10 protein-coding genes, 1 tRNA gene and 2 pseudogenes are annotated in these 14,899 nt (G+C 61.2%); 9 read left to right on the top strand and 4 right to left on the bottom strand.

Features of this window, described 5'->3' with window-relative positions; translation table 11 throughout:
• The 9 genes and pseudogenes from DBR12_RS22795 to DBR12_RS11725 all read left to right on the top strand — a co-directional run.
• A partial coding sequence (locus tag DBR12_RS22795) for a LemA family protein (RefSeq protein ID WP_233244405.1) occupies positions 1-310 on the top strand: 310 nt, incomplete at its 5' end.
• Between the two features lie 146 nt (positions 311-456).
• Positions 457-1,811 (top strand): annotated as a pseudogene (gene rsmB / locus DBR12_RS11760) (16S rRNA (cytosine(967)-C(5))-methyltransferase RsmB).
• Positions 1,812-1,860: 49 nt separating this feature from the next.
• Positions 1,861-2,436: a DUF4390 domain-containing protein gene (locus tag DBR12_RS11755; protein ID WP_369861519.1), complete on the top strand. Its 576-nt coding sequence runs from the start codon at positions 1,861-1,863 to the stop codon at positions 2,434-2,436.
• Entirely contained in the window at positions 2,433-4,727 is a 2,295-nt protein-coding gene (locus DBR12_RS11750; RefSeq protein ID WP_108617410.1) for an ATP-binding protein, read from the top strand. The genes DBR12_RS11755 and DBR12_RS11750 overlap by 4 nt, the downstream gene beginning before the upstream one ends.
• Positions 4,728-4,772: 45 nt before the next feature.
• Complete coding sequence (locus DBR12_RS11745) at positions 4,773-5,456, top strand: response regulator (RefSeq protein WP_108617409.1); 684 nt, start codon at positions 4,773-4,775, stop codon at positions 5,454-5,456.
• Between the two features lie 52 nt (positions 5,457-5,508).
• A tRNA-Phe gene (locus tag DBR12_RS11740) sits at positions 5,509-5,584 on the top strand.
• Positions 5,585-5,771: 187 nt separating this feature from the next.
• Positions 5,772-5,993: pseudogene (locus DBR12_RS11735) on the top strand (transposase); the annotation flags it as partial.
• 314 nt (positions 5,994-6,307) lie between these two features.
• A complete protein-coding gene (locus DBR12_RS11730; RefSeq protein WP_108617408.1) occupies positions 6,308-7,846 on the top strand; it encodes a phospholipase D-like domain-containing protein in 1,539 nt (512 codons plus the stop codon).
• Between the two features lie 7 nt (positions 7,847-7,853).
• Positions 7,854-9,056, top strand: coding sequence for a hypothetical protein (locus DBR12_RS11725; protein ID WP_108617407.1), 1,203 nt, complete (start codon positions 7,854-7,856; stop codon positions 9,054-9,056).
• A 4-nt stretch (positions 9,057-9,060) separates the two neighbouring features.
• On the opposite strand, the gene DBR12_RS11720 is transcribed toward DBR12_RS11725, so the two are convergent.
• From DBR12_RS11720 to DBR12_RS11705, 4 genes are all read right to left on the bottom strand, one after another.
• Positions 9,061-10,329, bottom strand: a complete 1,269-nt coding sequence (locus tag DBR12_RS11720; protein WP_108617406.1) for a hypothetical protein — start codon at positions 10,327-10,329, stop codon at positions 9,061-9,063.
• A complete protein-coding gene (locus tag DBR12_RS11715; protein ID WP_108617405.1) occupies positions 10,326-11,708 on the bottom strand; it encodes an ATP-binding protein in 1,383 nt (460 codons plus the stop codon). Before DBR12_RS11715 ends, DBR12_RS11720 begins: the two co-directional genes overlap by 4 nt.
• Positions 11,709-11,718: 10 nt before the next feature.
• Positions 11,719-13,578 (bottom strand): GNAT family N-acetyltransferase, encoded by a 1,860-nt coding sequence (locus DBR12_RS11710; protein ID WP_158274993.1) that lies wholly within the window; start codon positions 13,576-13,578, stop codon positions 11,719-11,721.
• A gap of 569 nt (positions 13,579-14,147) precedes the next feature.
• A complete protein-coding gene (locus DBR12_RS11705; protein ID WP_108617403.1) occupies positions 14,148-14,477 on the bottom strand; it encodes a helix-turn-helix domain-containing protein in 330 nt (109 codons plus the stop codon).
• Positions 14,478-14,899: the final 422 nt, after the last annotated feature.

The following is a 14,899-nucleotide window of genomic DNA, read 5'->3' as shown; positions in this document are numbered from 1 at the left end:
GCAGCCAGGGCCGCTACGGCGTCCGGCTGCTGCGCGCGATGTGCTGCTGGCCACTTGGCAAGGCGCTGTGGGCGCAGTGCAGCTCGCCACGGGGGGGCCGGAAGCCGAACCCGTTTCGGAGGCGGCGCCGGAGCCCGCCATAACGGCCCTGTCGATCTGGCAGATCCGATGGAACGAGCATCAGCAGCAGAACACCCAGGCCATTCAGGTGTTCAACGACGCGGTGCAGCACTACAACGCGGCCATTGCGCAGTTCCCGGCCAACTTGCTGGCCTGGGTTTTTGGCTTCAAGGCGGCGCGCGCGCTGTAGCGCGGCTGCCGCAGCCGGTTTTCAGGACCACGATGAATCCTCCTTCCTCCCATCGCCCGGGCCGCCCTGGCGGCAGAAACCCCTCCCGCCCCCCTCGCCAGCGCGCCAGCGCGGGCCTCTCGGGGGCGCCGAGCACATCGCCGGGCATGCCACTGGGCGCCACGCAGCCTGGGGCTGTGGCGTTGTGGCAGCAGTTGACCGCCGTTGCAGGGGCCTTGCAGGCCATTCGCAGCGGCCAGTCGGGCTCGGTGGCCCTCGGGGCGGTTGATGCGGGCCTGCGCCCAGGGGTACAGGCCCTGCTGTTCCAGGTGCTGCGACAACTGGGCCGTGCCGATGCCCTGCGCCGCCAACTGGCTACTCGCACTCCACCACCGGCCGCCGACGCCCTGCTGTGCACGGCCCTGGCGCTCGGCTGGAACCCGGACGAGGCGCCCTACGAAGCCTTCACCCTGGTCAACCAGGCCGTGGAAGCTGCCAAGCACCACCCGGCCACCCGGGCCCAGGCGTCGTTCATCAATGGCTGCCTGCGCCGCTTTCTGCGGGAACGCGACGCACTGGTGGCCGCCACCGACAACGACCCGGTGGCGCGCTTTAACCACCCGGCATGGTGGATCCAGCAGCTGCGCAAGGACCACCCCCGGCATTGGGAGCAGATCCTGCGGGCTAACAACGCCCATGCGCCCATGACGCTGCGGATTAATCAGCAAAAATGCACACTCCCGCGCTACCAGAAAGAACTTAGCGCTATAAATTTGGAAGCATTTCCCGTGGGGGCCACAGGCCTGGCACTGGAACACCCTGTGCCCGTGCCGGTGCTACCCGGCTTTGCTGAGGGCTGGGCGTCGGTGCAGGACGAAGCCGCCCAGATGGCGGCGCCTTTGTTGCTGAAGGGGCTGGACCTGGCCCAGCCCCTGCGGGTGCTGGACGCCTGCGCCGCGCCGGGTGGAAAACCGCCCACTTGCTGGAAATGGCCGCCCCTGGCGCGCCAATGCATGTCACGGCGCTGGAGATTGATGCCATCCGCAGCGAGCGCATTGGCGAGACGCTGCAGCGCCTGGGACTGAGCGCCCAGGTCCTGGTGGCTGACGCTGCGCGCCCGCAGGATTGGTGGCAGGCGCATTGTGGTGGTGTGTTGTTCGATGCCATCTTGCTCGATGCACCCTGCACCGCATCCGGCATCGTGCGCCGCCACCCCGACGTGCGCTGGCTGCGCCGGGAGAGTGACATCGCACAGCTCGCCGCTTTGCAGGCGCAGCTGCTGAAGGCCTTGTGGCCACTGTTGCGTCCCGGCGGGCGCATGTTGTACTGCACCTGCTCGGTGTTTCGCGCAGAAGGCGATGCCCAGGTGCAAACGTTTCTTGCGCACAACACCGACGCGCAATTGCAGCCATCGCCGGGCCATTTAATTCCCGGCAAGGCGGACAAGGGCGGGGCAGTCCCGGACAATCAGACCGGTGACCACGACGGATTTTTTTACGCACTGTTGCAAAAATCACCGTAATGGACCCCTTGGGTCCCATTGGTTGCTGTTTTGCGCCGCAATTTTTTGGCTGTGTCTGTGGGGCGGGCTTCTGGCCTCCCACGCCACCGCCGCACATGCAGCCAATCCCGAGGTGGGCGAGCTGCGCCTGGAGCGCGCCGAAGACGGCCTCTATCTGGGAGCCAACCTGCAGTTTGACCTGCCGACGCTGGCCGAAGACGCGCTCTACAAAGGCATCCCGATGTTTTTTGTGGCCGACGCGCAGGTCTTGCGCGACCGCTGGTACTGGTCCGACCGCCTCGTGGCAGAAACCACACGCTACTTCCGGCTGAGCTATCAGCCGCTGACACGCCGCTGGCGCCTGAACATCTCTGCCGTGCCTTTCACCAACAGCGGCCTGGGGGTGGTCCTGGGGCAGAACTTTGACAGTTACGATGAAGCGATGGCTTCCATCCAGCGGTTTTCGCGCTGGAAGATCGCAGAACGGGATGCGATCGAGGCCGATGCCTTGCACACGGTCAACTTCCGGTTTCGGCTCGACATGTCCCAGTTGCCCCGTCCCTTTCAGATTGGCGCGGTGGGCCGTTCAGGCTGGAACCTGCTGGTCTCCCGCAGCCAGCGCCTCGGTGTGGAGCAGGCCAAGTGAGTGCCGACTACACACCGGCGGGCGCACCACCATCCACCCACGCCTCCGCACGCCAGTCACGCGCAGTGCGCTGGGCCGTGGGCGTGGGGGCGGCCATCATGTCGGCCATCGGCATGGTGCTGCTGTTCTTGCTGACCCTGGCCACCAACAACCGGGCCCTGTACGAGCGCAACTACGCCTGGCTGTTTGGCGTGAACGTGTTTGTTGCCCTGCTGCTGCTGGGCGTGCTGGTCTGGGTGGCCGTGAGGCTGGGCATGCGGCTGCGCAAGGGGCGGTTTGGCAGTCGCTTGCTGGTCAAGCTGGCCGCGATCTTCGCGGTGGTGGGACTCATGCCCGGTCTGCTGATCTACGTGGTGTCCTACCAGTTTGTTACGCGATCGATCGAAAGCTGGTTCGACGTGAAGGTGGAGGGGGCCCTGTCGGCCGGGGTCAGTCTGGCCCGCGTGTCACTGGATTCGCTGGCCGCCGACATGGCCGCCAAAGCCCGTAACGCCAGCACCCAGGTGGCCCAGGTGCCCGATGCCACGGCGGGCCTGGCGCTAGAGCGCATCCGCGATCAGCTGGGTGCCACCGACGTGGTGCTCTGGAACGCCGCTGGACAGGCCGTGGCCAGCGCCGGGCAGTCCCGTTTCAGCCTCAATCCGGAGCGGCCGGGCGCATCGCTGCTGCGCACCGTGCGCCAGCAGCGAGCCACGGCGCAGATCGAGGGGTTGGACGACATTGCCGACCCGCAGGCCTCCCAGAACGCACGCGTGAAAGTGCTGGTACTGGTGGCCAGCCCCAGCGTGGGGCTGCTGGCGGAGCCTCGCTATCTCCAGGCCACACTGCCCCTGCCGCCCGCCCTGGTGGCCAATGCAATTGCCGTGCAGGAGGCCAATCGCGAGTACCAGGAGCGCGCACTGGCGCGGGGCGGCTTGCGGCGCATGTATGTGGGCACGCTCACGCTCAGCCTGTTCCTGGCGGTGTTTGGTGCCGTGCTGCTGGCCGTGCTGCTGGGCAACCAGCTGGTGCGGCCACTGTTGGTGCTGGCCGAAGGTGTGCGTGAGGTGGCCGCAGGCAACCTCAGCCCCAAGGCGGCCTTGCAGGGCAAGGATGAGCTGGGCGGCCTCACGCGCTCGTTTGCACTCATGACCCAACAGCTGGCGGATGCACGCCAGGCGGTGGAGCAGAGCATGGGCGAGGTGGACGCTGCCCGCGCCAACCTGCAGACCATTCTGGACAACCTCACCGCCGGTGTCATCGTGCTTGATGCCCAGGGGCTGATCCATTCCTCCAATCCAGGCGCCACCCGCATCCTGCGCGCACCCATGGCGGCGTTCGAGGGCCGCCCGTTGTCGGACGTGCCGGGTCTGGCAGAGTTTGCCGCCGCCGTCCAACGGCATTTCGATGCCTTCCTGGGCGACCACGAACGCCACGGCCTGGATCATTGGCAGCAGCCGTTTGAGCTGCACGCCTCGTCGGGAGGGGTGGGGCAACACGCCACCAGCCTCGTCGCCCGGGGTGCGGAGCTGCCAGATTCGGCACGATTGTTGGTTTTTGACGACATTTCAGAAATCGTTTCTGCGCAGCGTGCTCAGGCCTGGGGCGAGGTCGCGCGGCGCCTCGCACATGAAATCAAGAACCCCCTGACCCCCATCCAGCTGTCGGCCGAGCGGCTGGAAATGAAGCTATCGGGCAAGCTGCCCGGGCCCGAGCAGGCCATCCTTGCCAAGTCCGTCAAGACCATCGTGGACCAGGTCGATGCGATGAAGCGGCTGGTCAACGAGTTCCGCGATTACGCTCGCCTGCCTGCGGCAGAACTGCATGCGCTGGACCTCAACGCGCTCGTGGCCGACGTGCTGCATTTGTATGGCGAGGAAAACGCCACCGTCCCCGTGGAAGCCGAGCTGGACCCGCGCTGCCCCTGGATTGCCGGTGATGCGCAGCAACTGCGCCAGGTGGTGCACAACCTGCTGCAAAACGCGCAGGACGCCACCGAGCAGGCCCGCGCCGATGCCGCAGAGCCGGTGCTGCAACCGGTACGCATCAGCACCCGTTGGAGCGAGTCGTCGCGCCGTGTGCGGCTCACCGTGGCGGACAGCGGCGGTGGCTTTCCGGCACACATCCTGCAGCGCGCTTTCGAACCCTATGTCACCACCAAACCCCGGGGCACTGGCCTGGGTTTGGCCGTGGTGAAAAAGATCGCAGATGAACACGGCGCGCGCATCGACCTGTCCAACCGCAGCGACGACGGCATGGTGCGCGGGGCCCAAGTGTCGTTATCATTCGCCCCTGTACCAGCGGTGGCGTGATAACAACACCGCCCCGCAGTCTCTCCCCAAGGCGCTTCAACACACATGGCAAACATTCTGGTGGTCGATGATGAGCTCGGCATTCGTGATCTTTTGTCGGAAATCCTGAACGACGAAGGTCACAGCGTAGACCTCGCAGAAAATGCGACCCAGGCCCGAAGCGCCCGCGCTGGCAACAGCTATGACCTGGTGCTGCTGGACATCTGGATGCCCGACACCGACGGCGTCTCGCTGCTCAAGGAATGGGCGACTGCGGGGGTGCTCACCATGCCCGTGATCATGATGAGCGGCCACGCCACCATCGACACCGCCGTAGAGGCCACCCGCATCGGGGCGTTCTCGTTCCTCGAAAAACCCATCACCTTGCAGAAGCTCCTGAAGGCCGTGGAGCAGGGCCTGGCCCGCAACGCAGCCCACCAGGCAGCACCCGTGGCTGCAGCCCAGGCACCCGCTGCCGTACCGGTCGACCCCACGTTCTCACAACTGCCCTCCGTGGCAACCGCCATGGCGGGCGTGGACGCAGGGCCCCACGCGCACCAGGGCTTCGACCTGGACCGCCCCCTGCGCGAGGCACGCGACGGTTTCGAGAAAGCCTACTTCGAGTTCCACCTCGCCCGCGAAGGCGGCTCCATGACCCGCGTGGCCGAAAAGACCGGCCTTGAGCGCACCCACCTGTACCGCAAGCTGCGCCAGTTGGGCGTAGACCTTGGCCGGGGTAAGCGCAATTAATTTCTGCAGAATTCCGAAAGCCTCCAATTTTCTGGCTATAATTTGAGGCTCAGGCCCGGTAGCTCAGTCGGTAGAGCAGAGGATTGAAAATCCTTGTGTCGGTGGTTCGATTCCGCCCCAGGCCACCAGTCATCAGAAGCCCTTGGTTCCTAGCAGAGCCAGGGGCTTTTGCTTTGTTAGATGTTGTTCGCTACTTGGATTAAGTAGATCGCTGTTCGGTGCGGTTCGGTCACGCTCGCTGGCTCGACCCTCTCCACGTCTGGGTGGTGCCTTTGCGGTTTGACCGACATCTGTTTTACGCCGGTAGCAGTCTGACAAGGCGTGAAGGAGATTCTGGGCGAGCACGTCACGGTGCAGATCGCCAAGCGAAGCGAACTGCACACGTTCAAGGTCATGCCCAAGCACTGGATCGTCGAGCGCAGCTTTGCGTGGCTGGACAAGAACAGGGGGTTGTGGAAGAACTGCGAGCGCTTGCTCAATACCAGCCTGCAGTTCGTTCACATGGCGTTCCTGGGGCTGTTACTCAGAAGATCGTAAACAGGTTCTAAGACCTCAGACGATACAAATGTGACTTCGTCGAACCGGCTTGATTCTCGCGCTGCTGTTTCAGCGCCGGCTCTCAGCACTCGTGCGGTCACGCGCGGCCAGCCACTTCGACGATCTCGGCAAGTTGGGTTGCAAGACAACGCTCCAAGTTGGATGCCTCGTTAAGGCAGGGCTACGCGCCGCGATCAGATTCGAGGTTAGTATTCTCATGCACTCAAGATTGACAGGTAGCGCGGCTCACGGCAAACGTCCCAGTTAAGCGAAATCACTTCGCGCACCCATCACGATGGTCAAGGAAGTCATACGTGGCAGGAAGCAACATCGACAACGAGGTCAACCTCAAGCGCGTGCTTCGCGTCTTTCGGAACGCGATCGTAGGACGCATCCGCGAGCGCCTGCGGGCGAGGTTTGGCGCGACTGCCGAAGCAGAGGTTGCGGCTCTGTTTGGCAAGAAGGAAGCGGGTTCAGACGTCACCCAGTGGCAGCGCATGAAAATCAATGCGGATCGAGCGCGAGCCAGCCCGGAAGTTTCGACAGCCGTAACTGACGACTTCGAGTTGCTCGGCATATCGGACTTCTACAACCTGTTCGACAAATTCTTCACCGACTTGGGCCGCCCAGCTCCAGCTGCCGAAGAAGTTGCAGTCTTTGCAGACAGAAAGAAGGGGCTGCTGAGGTGCCTTCAACAGATCAAGGTATTCCGCGACCCAAATGCGCACGATGTCAGCGAGCCAATTGACGCGGACTCCCTTCTCCTCTGCGTGCTGAACTGCAAGAAGGTATGCCTTGAATTGGAATTGCCAGAAGCCCACAAGGCTCTCGAAGAGCTCCAACGCGAAACCGCGGTCGACCTAGTCAGCAAGCATGCGACCCTCATCCGGATATCCGACGAAACCGAGGCGTTGGATCTTGCTAAGCGATGCCTTGCCATCTCAGGGGCGTCAGTGGATAGCGGGATCGCCAGCGACCTCTTGCCGGGAGGACAGTTCGATGCGAAGGGAGGAGAGATACAGAACTGCGTGATCCTTGTAGCATCGACGTCGGCGGGGGCGATGCACGAGGGAGAGTTGACGGCTCTGAGCAGTTCTCTAGTTGCGTGCGAGCGTAACGCCATCGTTCCGCTACTGCTCATTTCCCACCGTCTCGAAGAATCGAGGATCGAGGCATCATTGCAGGGTGACGCGCTAAGGGTGTTCGGTCGTTCAGACCGGGTCGCGGTGCTCGCGACCTTCGAAGACGCCATCGCCGCCAAGCTCAATCGACTACTGAGGCCCGGAGCGCGACGGTATCGCAGGGCAGCCGCGGTCAGCGCAGTCGTCGCCGCTCACGCGGTGCACGACGACAAGCTCGGTCCGATCTTGTTCGGCCAGATGCGCGACCCGCAACTCAAAGTGGCTAGGATCGTCGCGCCCTTTGCGACCGATCTCGACGGCGGCGCGCTCGGGTTGATTTCGACTGCCATGATCGACGCGAAAAAGAGGGGCTGCAGGGTTTGCCTGATTACAAGGCCGCCCGCCGCAGGCGATGCCGACGTCACGTCAAAGAAGAGGCTTCTTCAACTGCTGCACGACGAGCAAATCGAGCTCTACTTGAACCCTAAGCTGCATGCCAAGGTCTACCTGTTCGAGCGCGAGGCAGAGCGCAAGTTCTGGGCTGTTGGATCGCACAACATGACGAACTCCGCTCACGCCGGCCAGAGCTTAGAGACCTCGATGGTTGGTTACAGAAAACAAGAATTCGAAGAAGCCCAAACATCGTTCGAGAAAGCGCGAAGGCATGCGGACACGCTGAACTTCGACGCTTGGACCACCAAACGGCTAAATGCCGACAGCTTTCCTTCGTAAGGACAACATGGACAACCAACAACTTCTTACCAAGAGCAGCTTTTCGCGTGCTCCGTTCCACGTCGTTCCCGTCGACAACAACATCAGCTGGGCTGGGTCGACCGATGTCAAAAATGAGCTACTCCGAATCGTCCGCGAGGTTCGCCACTCGCAGCTGGAGCTTTCTCATCTGGCGCTGATCTACGGCGAATACGGTTCAGGAAAGACCCATGCGCTGAAATACATTCGCGATTCTCTGAAGCGAGAGGGGCGCTCCCTCGTCGCCTACCTCGACAAGCCCAAGGTCGAGAAAAAAGGCTCGTTCCATGGCATCGTCAAAGAAGTGATCAAGCAAATTGGGCGCGGGCCGTTACGAACTGCGGTTGAACCGATCGTTCGATACATACAGGCCGAAGTCGGCCGAGAACTTCCACAGCTCTTTGCCAAGGCCAGTCCAGAAGAGGCCAAAGACCTCGGCGCATTCGGGAAGCGTGCGCAGGCTGAAAGCAAGAGGCGCCTGCAAGAGACGCTGTATCCGCGTTTCCCTGAAATCTTCAATGTCTTTGAAGGTTTGGTCGAAGACAACGGCGAGGCGTGGAACTATTTTTCTTCGAAAGCCACGCCAGCCGCGCTGAAGGCGTTTGAACTCAATTCTGGAATCGAGGACGATCACGACGCTTTAGGCGCGCTCGCTGCAATCTACACGGTGCTGACCAAGAAATATCCGGAGATTCCCGGGACGCCAGTATTTGATGGAGCGTATTTGCTCATCGACGAAATGGAGCAGTTCTTGGAGATGAAGTCCGACGAGTTCATCAGCATTCGAACGGGCTTGCGAGATCTTTTCAATAGCTGCACTGAGCATTTCGCGCTCTTCCTAAGCGCGACCGCTGAGAACGCGAGCTTGTTCCACGGCATTCTGGAAGAAGCGATCATGGTGCGTGTGACCGCGAATCCGATCCACATGAGCTCGCACGACGAGGTGGATGACGGCGCGCGGTTCCTTACGGAGCTGATGACCTATGCGCGAAACGGCGCGCAAGCTCCTAGCCCAGAGCATCCATTCACTCCGGACGGGCTGAAGGAAATTGTGGAGAGGACGACTGCCCCGCGTACCGCAAGAAAGTTGATCCAAAACGCCAACCGTGTTTGGCAGGGCGCCGCTCAGCTTGTGATCGACGGGGGCACCATCGGCGCCGAAGACGTCGGAGGCATTCACGGCTTGACGTGATGCTCTAGCTTTTTCTGAACAGATAGGCCAGTCGTCCCTGCCGATTTCTCCCGAATCCATATTCGTTTGGATACTCGGCAGGGATGGATTCGTCGCCACTGATCACAGGAGTCAGATCCCTGATCGGCTTTCCATCCCAGAGGAAGCCGAAGAAAAGTGTCTGCCGCAATGGAGTGAGCATCGCCTCTGTGATGCCGGTGACTCGCACCAAGTTGAAGGCGGCGTCGAAGCGCGTCTTCAGTTCAGCCCGCGTCGGGGTGTAGGAGCCTCCTCCGTCCAGCGCCAAGATCGCTCCCTCCCAAAACAGGTCGTCGATCACTGCGCCCCACACGTCCGCAGCCTCTTCAGCGTCCATACGGAAGCAGTCGGACAACGTAGCCAAGCTCGGAGGGATATTCAGAGATCCGCGTCGGAGCCGACTTCGGAAATAGTTCAGGAGCGTCTGGCCCGATTCGTTCAATCGGAACGGGCGCCCAGAGCGGTGCTCCAAGAGCCCCAACGAATCGAGCCATGCGCGGCATCGTGAGAAATGATGTTCCAAGGTTCGCGTGCCACCGGCCCCGCCTTGGCCAGACTCGGTCGCGGCAGGAGGCGCCTTTTTCCGCAGGGCGTTCAGAGCAGCTTCGGAAGCTAGGCGCTTTTGCTTTTGCAATGCCTCCAGAGTGAGGTTGCCATCGCCGATCGCGCTACGCTCTCCGAAAATTGATCTTTGCCGAGACACGACGGACTGTCGGAACGTATCCCATTTCGATCCAGATTGGTTCGCTGGAAGTTCCGCGACTTTGGCGAGCGCCATCTTTTGAACCAGCGTTCGAAAGGCGTCCACGACCAGCTCGGGCTCAGTGCCGCCGTCGAGCACGCTCATCGCTTGAAGCAAGTAGTCGCCGTTCGCCTCGAACATCGGGCGGAGGAAGACGAGTCTCCGCCGGGCCGGATTGCTCCACCCCGGATGCTTGCGCATGGCATTCACGACACGGCCCTGATCATCAAGAAGATACTTCTTGTGCGTCAATGTCGGCCCGGGAATGGAGGCAATCAAGCCGAGCGCCGACGCCTCCTCGACGCTGACCGCTGCGACCTTTTGCGTGCACTTTGTGTCGGCGATGATCCGCTCGACGAGTTCCGATGCCGTGCGGACTTCGCGTCCGATGAATAACTGCAACAAGCTTGAAAAGTGCTCCGGCACGTTCGTGGAGACGCCCCCGATGGTGCCGACGAAGCGGATCGATTCCTGCGTCGTGAGCTTTTGCAAGGGATCGAATGCCGTCTTCACAACATCGGCTCCCCGCCGCCGTGTGGGGAGACGCGGGGCCGAAGCCGCAAGACAAATGTCCGGCTGGCCTCTGAATCCGAAATGAGCGCCTCGCCGGGCGCCAACTCACGCACGAGCAACTTGGGATCCGAAATGTCCTTCTCGCGGACGCGAGTGCTGCTCGGAAGTGGGGCGGGAAGCCTCGCAGTCGCCGCGGCGATGTCGGCATCGATGGTCAGCTTATGGAGAATTGTCACATCCACTTGGCTGATCGCTGAGGCATCGATCGCCGACGGCTGTTGAGTGGCGAGGACGAGCGATAGGCCCGCATCTCGCCCGCGCTTCACATAGTCGACGATCACCTCATTGGCGGAAGTCTTGTCGCCGGCGGGGCAGACCAGATGAGCCTCGTCGATCATGACCCACATGCGGCTAGGTTTGCTGCGATCGTCCGGCGCACCGGTTCTCGCTGCCACCTTGCGTTGCTGGTGATGTCGAGACATTGCCCTTTCGATCTGTCGCATGAGAACCGCCACCGTGACAGCTTTCAGATCTTCCGGAAGGTCACGCATCAACACGATCGAGCATCTGTCCGGCGTGAGTATGTCGTCCAACACCGACTGGCCGCCCTTGAACAGGCCCGTCTCGTCGAGGGCCATGAGACGCCACAAGACGGCGTCGAAGGTCGACTGCTGAAAAGTGGCAAGGTCTTGATACTGTTGCGGCCGTTGAAGGATGGCGACGAGGTCTGCGATCTCAAAGTTCGGCTTGGTTCGCACGGCCACTTGTCGACACGTGGCGATGGCTTGCCCCATGGCTTCAAATCGCTTCGTGCCCAGCAACGAAAGCCAGTCTTCAAGCTCAAGGGAGTTTGGAGGAACGGTCATGGGCCGCTCGGTTCCCGTAATCGGGGTGGAGCCGACAGGAAGGAACAGGACTGGCGGCTTCACGGCGCCTTTGACATTCCATTTCGCCAGCTTGTCCACTTGCGCGACATCTGCCGCGAGTTGGCCATTGAGCGTTCCCCCTAGAGCCCAAAACTGACTCTGCAAGTCGAACAGAACAGACGAGAATCCCGAGGGCTTCATCGAGAAATTGCCGTCGGTTGCGCTCAGCCCTTCCAACATGATTCCCAAGTCGTAGCTCTTGCCGCTGCCACGCTTGCCGGCGATGAAGACGACATGAGGGAACTCGGCGTCCAGCCAGACGTTGTAGTCGAAGTATTCGGTGGATGGAACTCGCTCACCGACCTTGCCAAGAAAGATCGACGCTCCGGACCTCTTGGACTGATCGCGTTGCCCTACGACGAGATGCTTGCCGACCGAATCGACGAAGACCCCTTCGATCGGCTCTTTTCCGCGGTAGGCGTTGCCGCCGATTGGCTTGAGGAGGTCGCTCATGTGCAGTTCCTTAGGCAGTCTTCAACGCCTCGGTCTTCCATCGCCCGAGGGAATCAAGATTCAGTATGAACGACGGCTTCAACGCGGACAGCACCGGCTCTCTGCGAGGCCCTGCGATAAACGCTGTCACGCCGAGCGCTCGCGCAGTGCGTCCAACATTCTTCGACACGATCGCCGCAGTCGTGTCATCCAAGACCGAACAGAATTCGTCGATGATCCATACTGGCTTCCGCGATGCGATCAGCCTTGCGATGCCTAGTCGATGTCTTTGGCCGGTGCTGAGCATCTTCGGATGCTTGAAATAGAGGGCTGCTTCGGACAGGCCGGCCGCATTCATGCTGAAAAGGCAGTGGGCAAGATCCTGTGAACCAACCTGCTCGATCGCGGGGGCGTCTTCGAAGTCGAGGGAGAAGATCGCGCAGTCCTTGGGCGTCAGCCCCTTCACCGTCCCCGAAGACGGCTTCCGGCTTCCGCCGACCGCCTCTAGGAAGCCTGTCTTTCCTGAGCCCGACGGCCCCCATACGTAGACGATTTGCATGGGCTGCACGTCCAAGGTGAGCGCGCTCACTCCTGTGATCGACTTTATCGTCTTGTCGATTCCGAAGGCCTCTTGTATCGCGTTTGCCCACGAACTGGATGCCACGTTGTATTCGTAGGCGATCGACAGGTCGGCGATCCTGATAGTGTTCAAAAGTCTCGCTGGGCGCATCTCCTCAGTGACCAAAGCCGGTTCGTCAGGCCGAACCTCGGAAAGACGCTTCGACAGGAAGGCGCTGGCGTCTTTCGTCAGGCCGGCCATGTATGTGGGCTTGGGAAACCTCAGCAGGGTCGAAAGCAGTTCGTAGGCTGTCGGAGACATCCCGTCGGGAGTGTCCGCGGACAAGAAGACCGACAGCATCTGTTCCACGTCCAGATTCTGATCGGACGCGATCTTCCGGATGCGTTCGACGTCGCCCCTCTGCTTTTGGAGCATAGACTTCGCATTTACCGAGAAGACCGAATGGCTCTCCCGATCACGAGCTCCGCTCTCGATGTCGGCGAAGACTCGATTGAGGTATCTCTGATCCCGCTTGACGCGGTCGATGTTGCCGGAGGTCGTTCCAACGTAGCTCATCCCGGCGCTCTGCGCGAAGGGGACGAACTTGAGCATGTCCGCGGTGATTTCGATGAAGAGAGGCTTGATTCGGGAGATGTGCCAGTGAGTCTTGCAATACTCAAGTGCTCCTGAGCAAAGGAGCACGCCGATGCCGGCGCCCCGAAATTCTGGGTGCACGACGCAACGTCCGATGCGCGCGATCGCATTCAGGTAGCGGCCGCGAGCCTTCATGTCCCACCGAGCCCACGATATGCCGGACGCGTCGTTGAACTGGGCATTCAACAGGTCGTTCCGGGGCTTGTTGCCGGCGAAAGTGTTGTTGAGTTCAAGATACCCGACGAGTGTCTCCACACCGTCTCTTTCCAGAGTGGCGACCAGCATCGCCTTTCGCCCGAAGCTCTGATGGGCTCGATAGTGGTAGGAAGCGAGGCGCTCGTAGCCATCGGCGTCGGATGCATCTCGGGCCTCCCGCACAACAAGGCGGCCGCCGAGGTCAGGCAACGCGTGGGCGACGCGGAAGGCGGGCAACACCGTGGCCGTGCCGTTTTCGCATATTGCCTCCGCCCTGACCACGCCCGACCGCTTCGTGACGCGAAGCTCGTCGTTCACGCCGACGCAGCATGCCCGATGAACGTCGAGCTCAACGCCTCCCGTCAGGGTCAATGTCTTGCCGTCCTCCTTTACGCGAACCCGTTCTACCGTGCCGGTGTAGTCAAAAGTGCTAGGAACAGGAATGGAAGCCGATGGCAGGCGGATCATCAAGGGAGGATTCATGAAACTTTGGTTGACGCATAGCGTATCGGGAACAGGGCGTCGCGTCCAGGCTGGGGCGCTTTCCGCGAGCCCGCTCAGCGAAGACCCTCGCAGGCTGGATCGCTGCTGCAGAGTGCTTTTCGTGGTAATTGCGCAACACGAGGTCTGAGCCCGCGCACGAACTTTCGTCATTCTCGCGCACCGGCGGCGGCTCACGAATTGGGCAATTGAAGCCGGTTAGTCCAGCTTGATGATTTGGATAACCCTTTTATCGATACTCAATATTTCCGGGACGGCTCTGGGTCCTATAGCTGGAGCACAAACCTTGTGCGGACGTGCTTTAACCAAGACCCGGATTACAAGCTGAGCCGCTATAGGAATCAACAGGAAAGTCAAATTGGAGGGAGGTCACCGGCCCATCTGCTATGCCGAGAAAGCTGCGCGCTGGCCTATAAGCGAGCGCAAGATCAGGGTGAGGGCGGGCAGAGCAGTGGTAAGGAGCCCAAGCAGGATTAGGGGGAGGCTTTGAGCATCGGCCTCATGTCCGCAGTTCGGCATCCCCGGTGGTGGGCAAGAAAATTTTTACCCGTCTATTCCGCCATCTCAGCGAGCCACTTAGAAACAACCTGCTTGCGGGCATCCGGCTTCAGCTTTGACAGCCCCAACAGAACTGTGGCGAGGTCATCATCTTCGCAATACAGGTACTCAAGCGGTGCGCCCAAGGCCTCTGCAATTTGCCGAGCGGTCTTCACCGGTGGGTCATGCGTCCCCAACTCATATCGACTAATTCGAGCGCGGCTTGACGACTCGTCAATGCCGATCAGCACCCCCACCTTCTCCTGAGACCACCCCAATTCCTCACGCCGTGAGCGCATGCGGCGGCCCACTACGTTCGAGGAATCCAAAGGCTCGGATGGCATGTCACGAGTCTCGTGACGTGGTGATAATTCGTCGTCACGAAATTCGTTACATAACCGCTTGGGCTCCCATGCTCAGTGGGGATGTGCCCTTTGAATGAAGTCTCTAGCCGTTCATCCCAACCCCCAACCAAGGAGCCTTAGTCCACCTATGCAACCCATGCAATCTGCTTTCTCCGTTCTCGTGCTGGCCTTGTTAGCGCCAGTGCAATCGTGATCAGCAGTGCCAGTCGAACATTGACCAGGGGCTAGAGCTGGTTCCATTTGAAGCCAGCTGTGGATAACTATAGGGTGGATGCTTCTGTAGGGCCTCCTTTTTTTGAACTGGTGGTCGGTATGGCCGAGCCGTCAGGCGAGGCCCCTTCCTCCGCGGTCTCGCTAACCTGGGCCGCTGCTGCCTTCTTGGTCTGCTCACGGGCCTTGAT

Origin of the sequence: Acidovorax sp. HMWF029, from assembly GCF_003060895.1 — a bacterium.
In the GTDB taxonomy this organism is placed as follows: Bacteria; Pseudomonadota; Gammaproteobacteria; order Burkholderiales; family Burkholderiaceae_C; genus Acidovorax.
This window is presented reverse-complemented; position numbering and strand designations above follow the sequence as displayed.

Coding starts and splice junctions, on each gene's coding strand:
- DBR12_RS11745 (WP_108617409.1), top strand. CDS start 4,773: ATGGCAAACATTCTGGTGGTCGATGATGAGCTCGGCATTCGTGATCTT.
- DBR12_RS11725 (WP_108617407.1), top strand. CDS start 7,854: ATGGACAACCAACAACTTCTTACCAAGAGCAGCTTTTCGCGTGCTCCG.
- DBR12_RS11715 (WP_108617405.1), bottom strand. CDS start 11,708: ATGAGCGACCTCCTCAAGCCAATCGGCGGCAACGCCTACCGCGGAAAA.
- DBR12_RS11710 (WP_158274993.1), bottom strand. CDS start 13,578: ATGAATCCTCCCTTGATGATCCGCCTGCCATCGGCTTCCATTCCTGTT.
- DBR12_RS11705 (WP_108617403.1), bottom strand. CDS start 14,477: ATGCCATCCGAGCCTTTGGATTCCTCGAACGTAGTGGGCCGCCGCATG.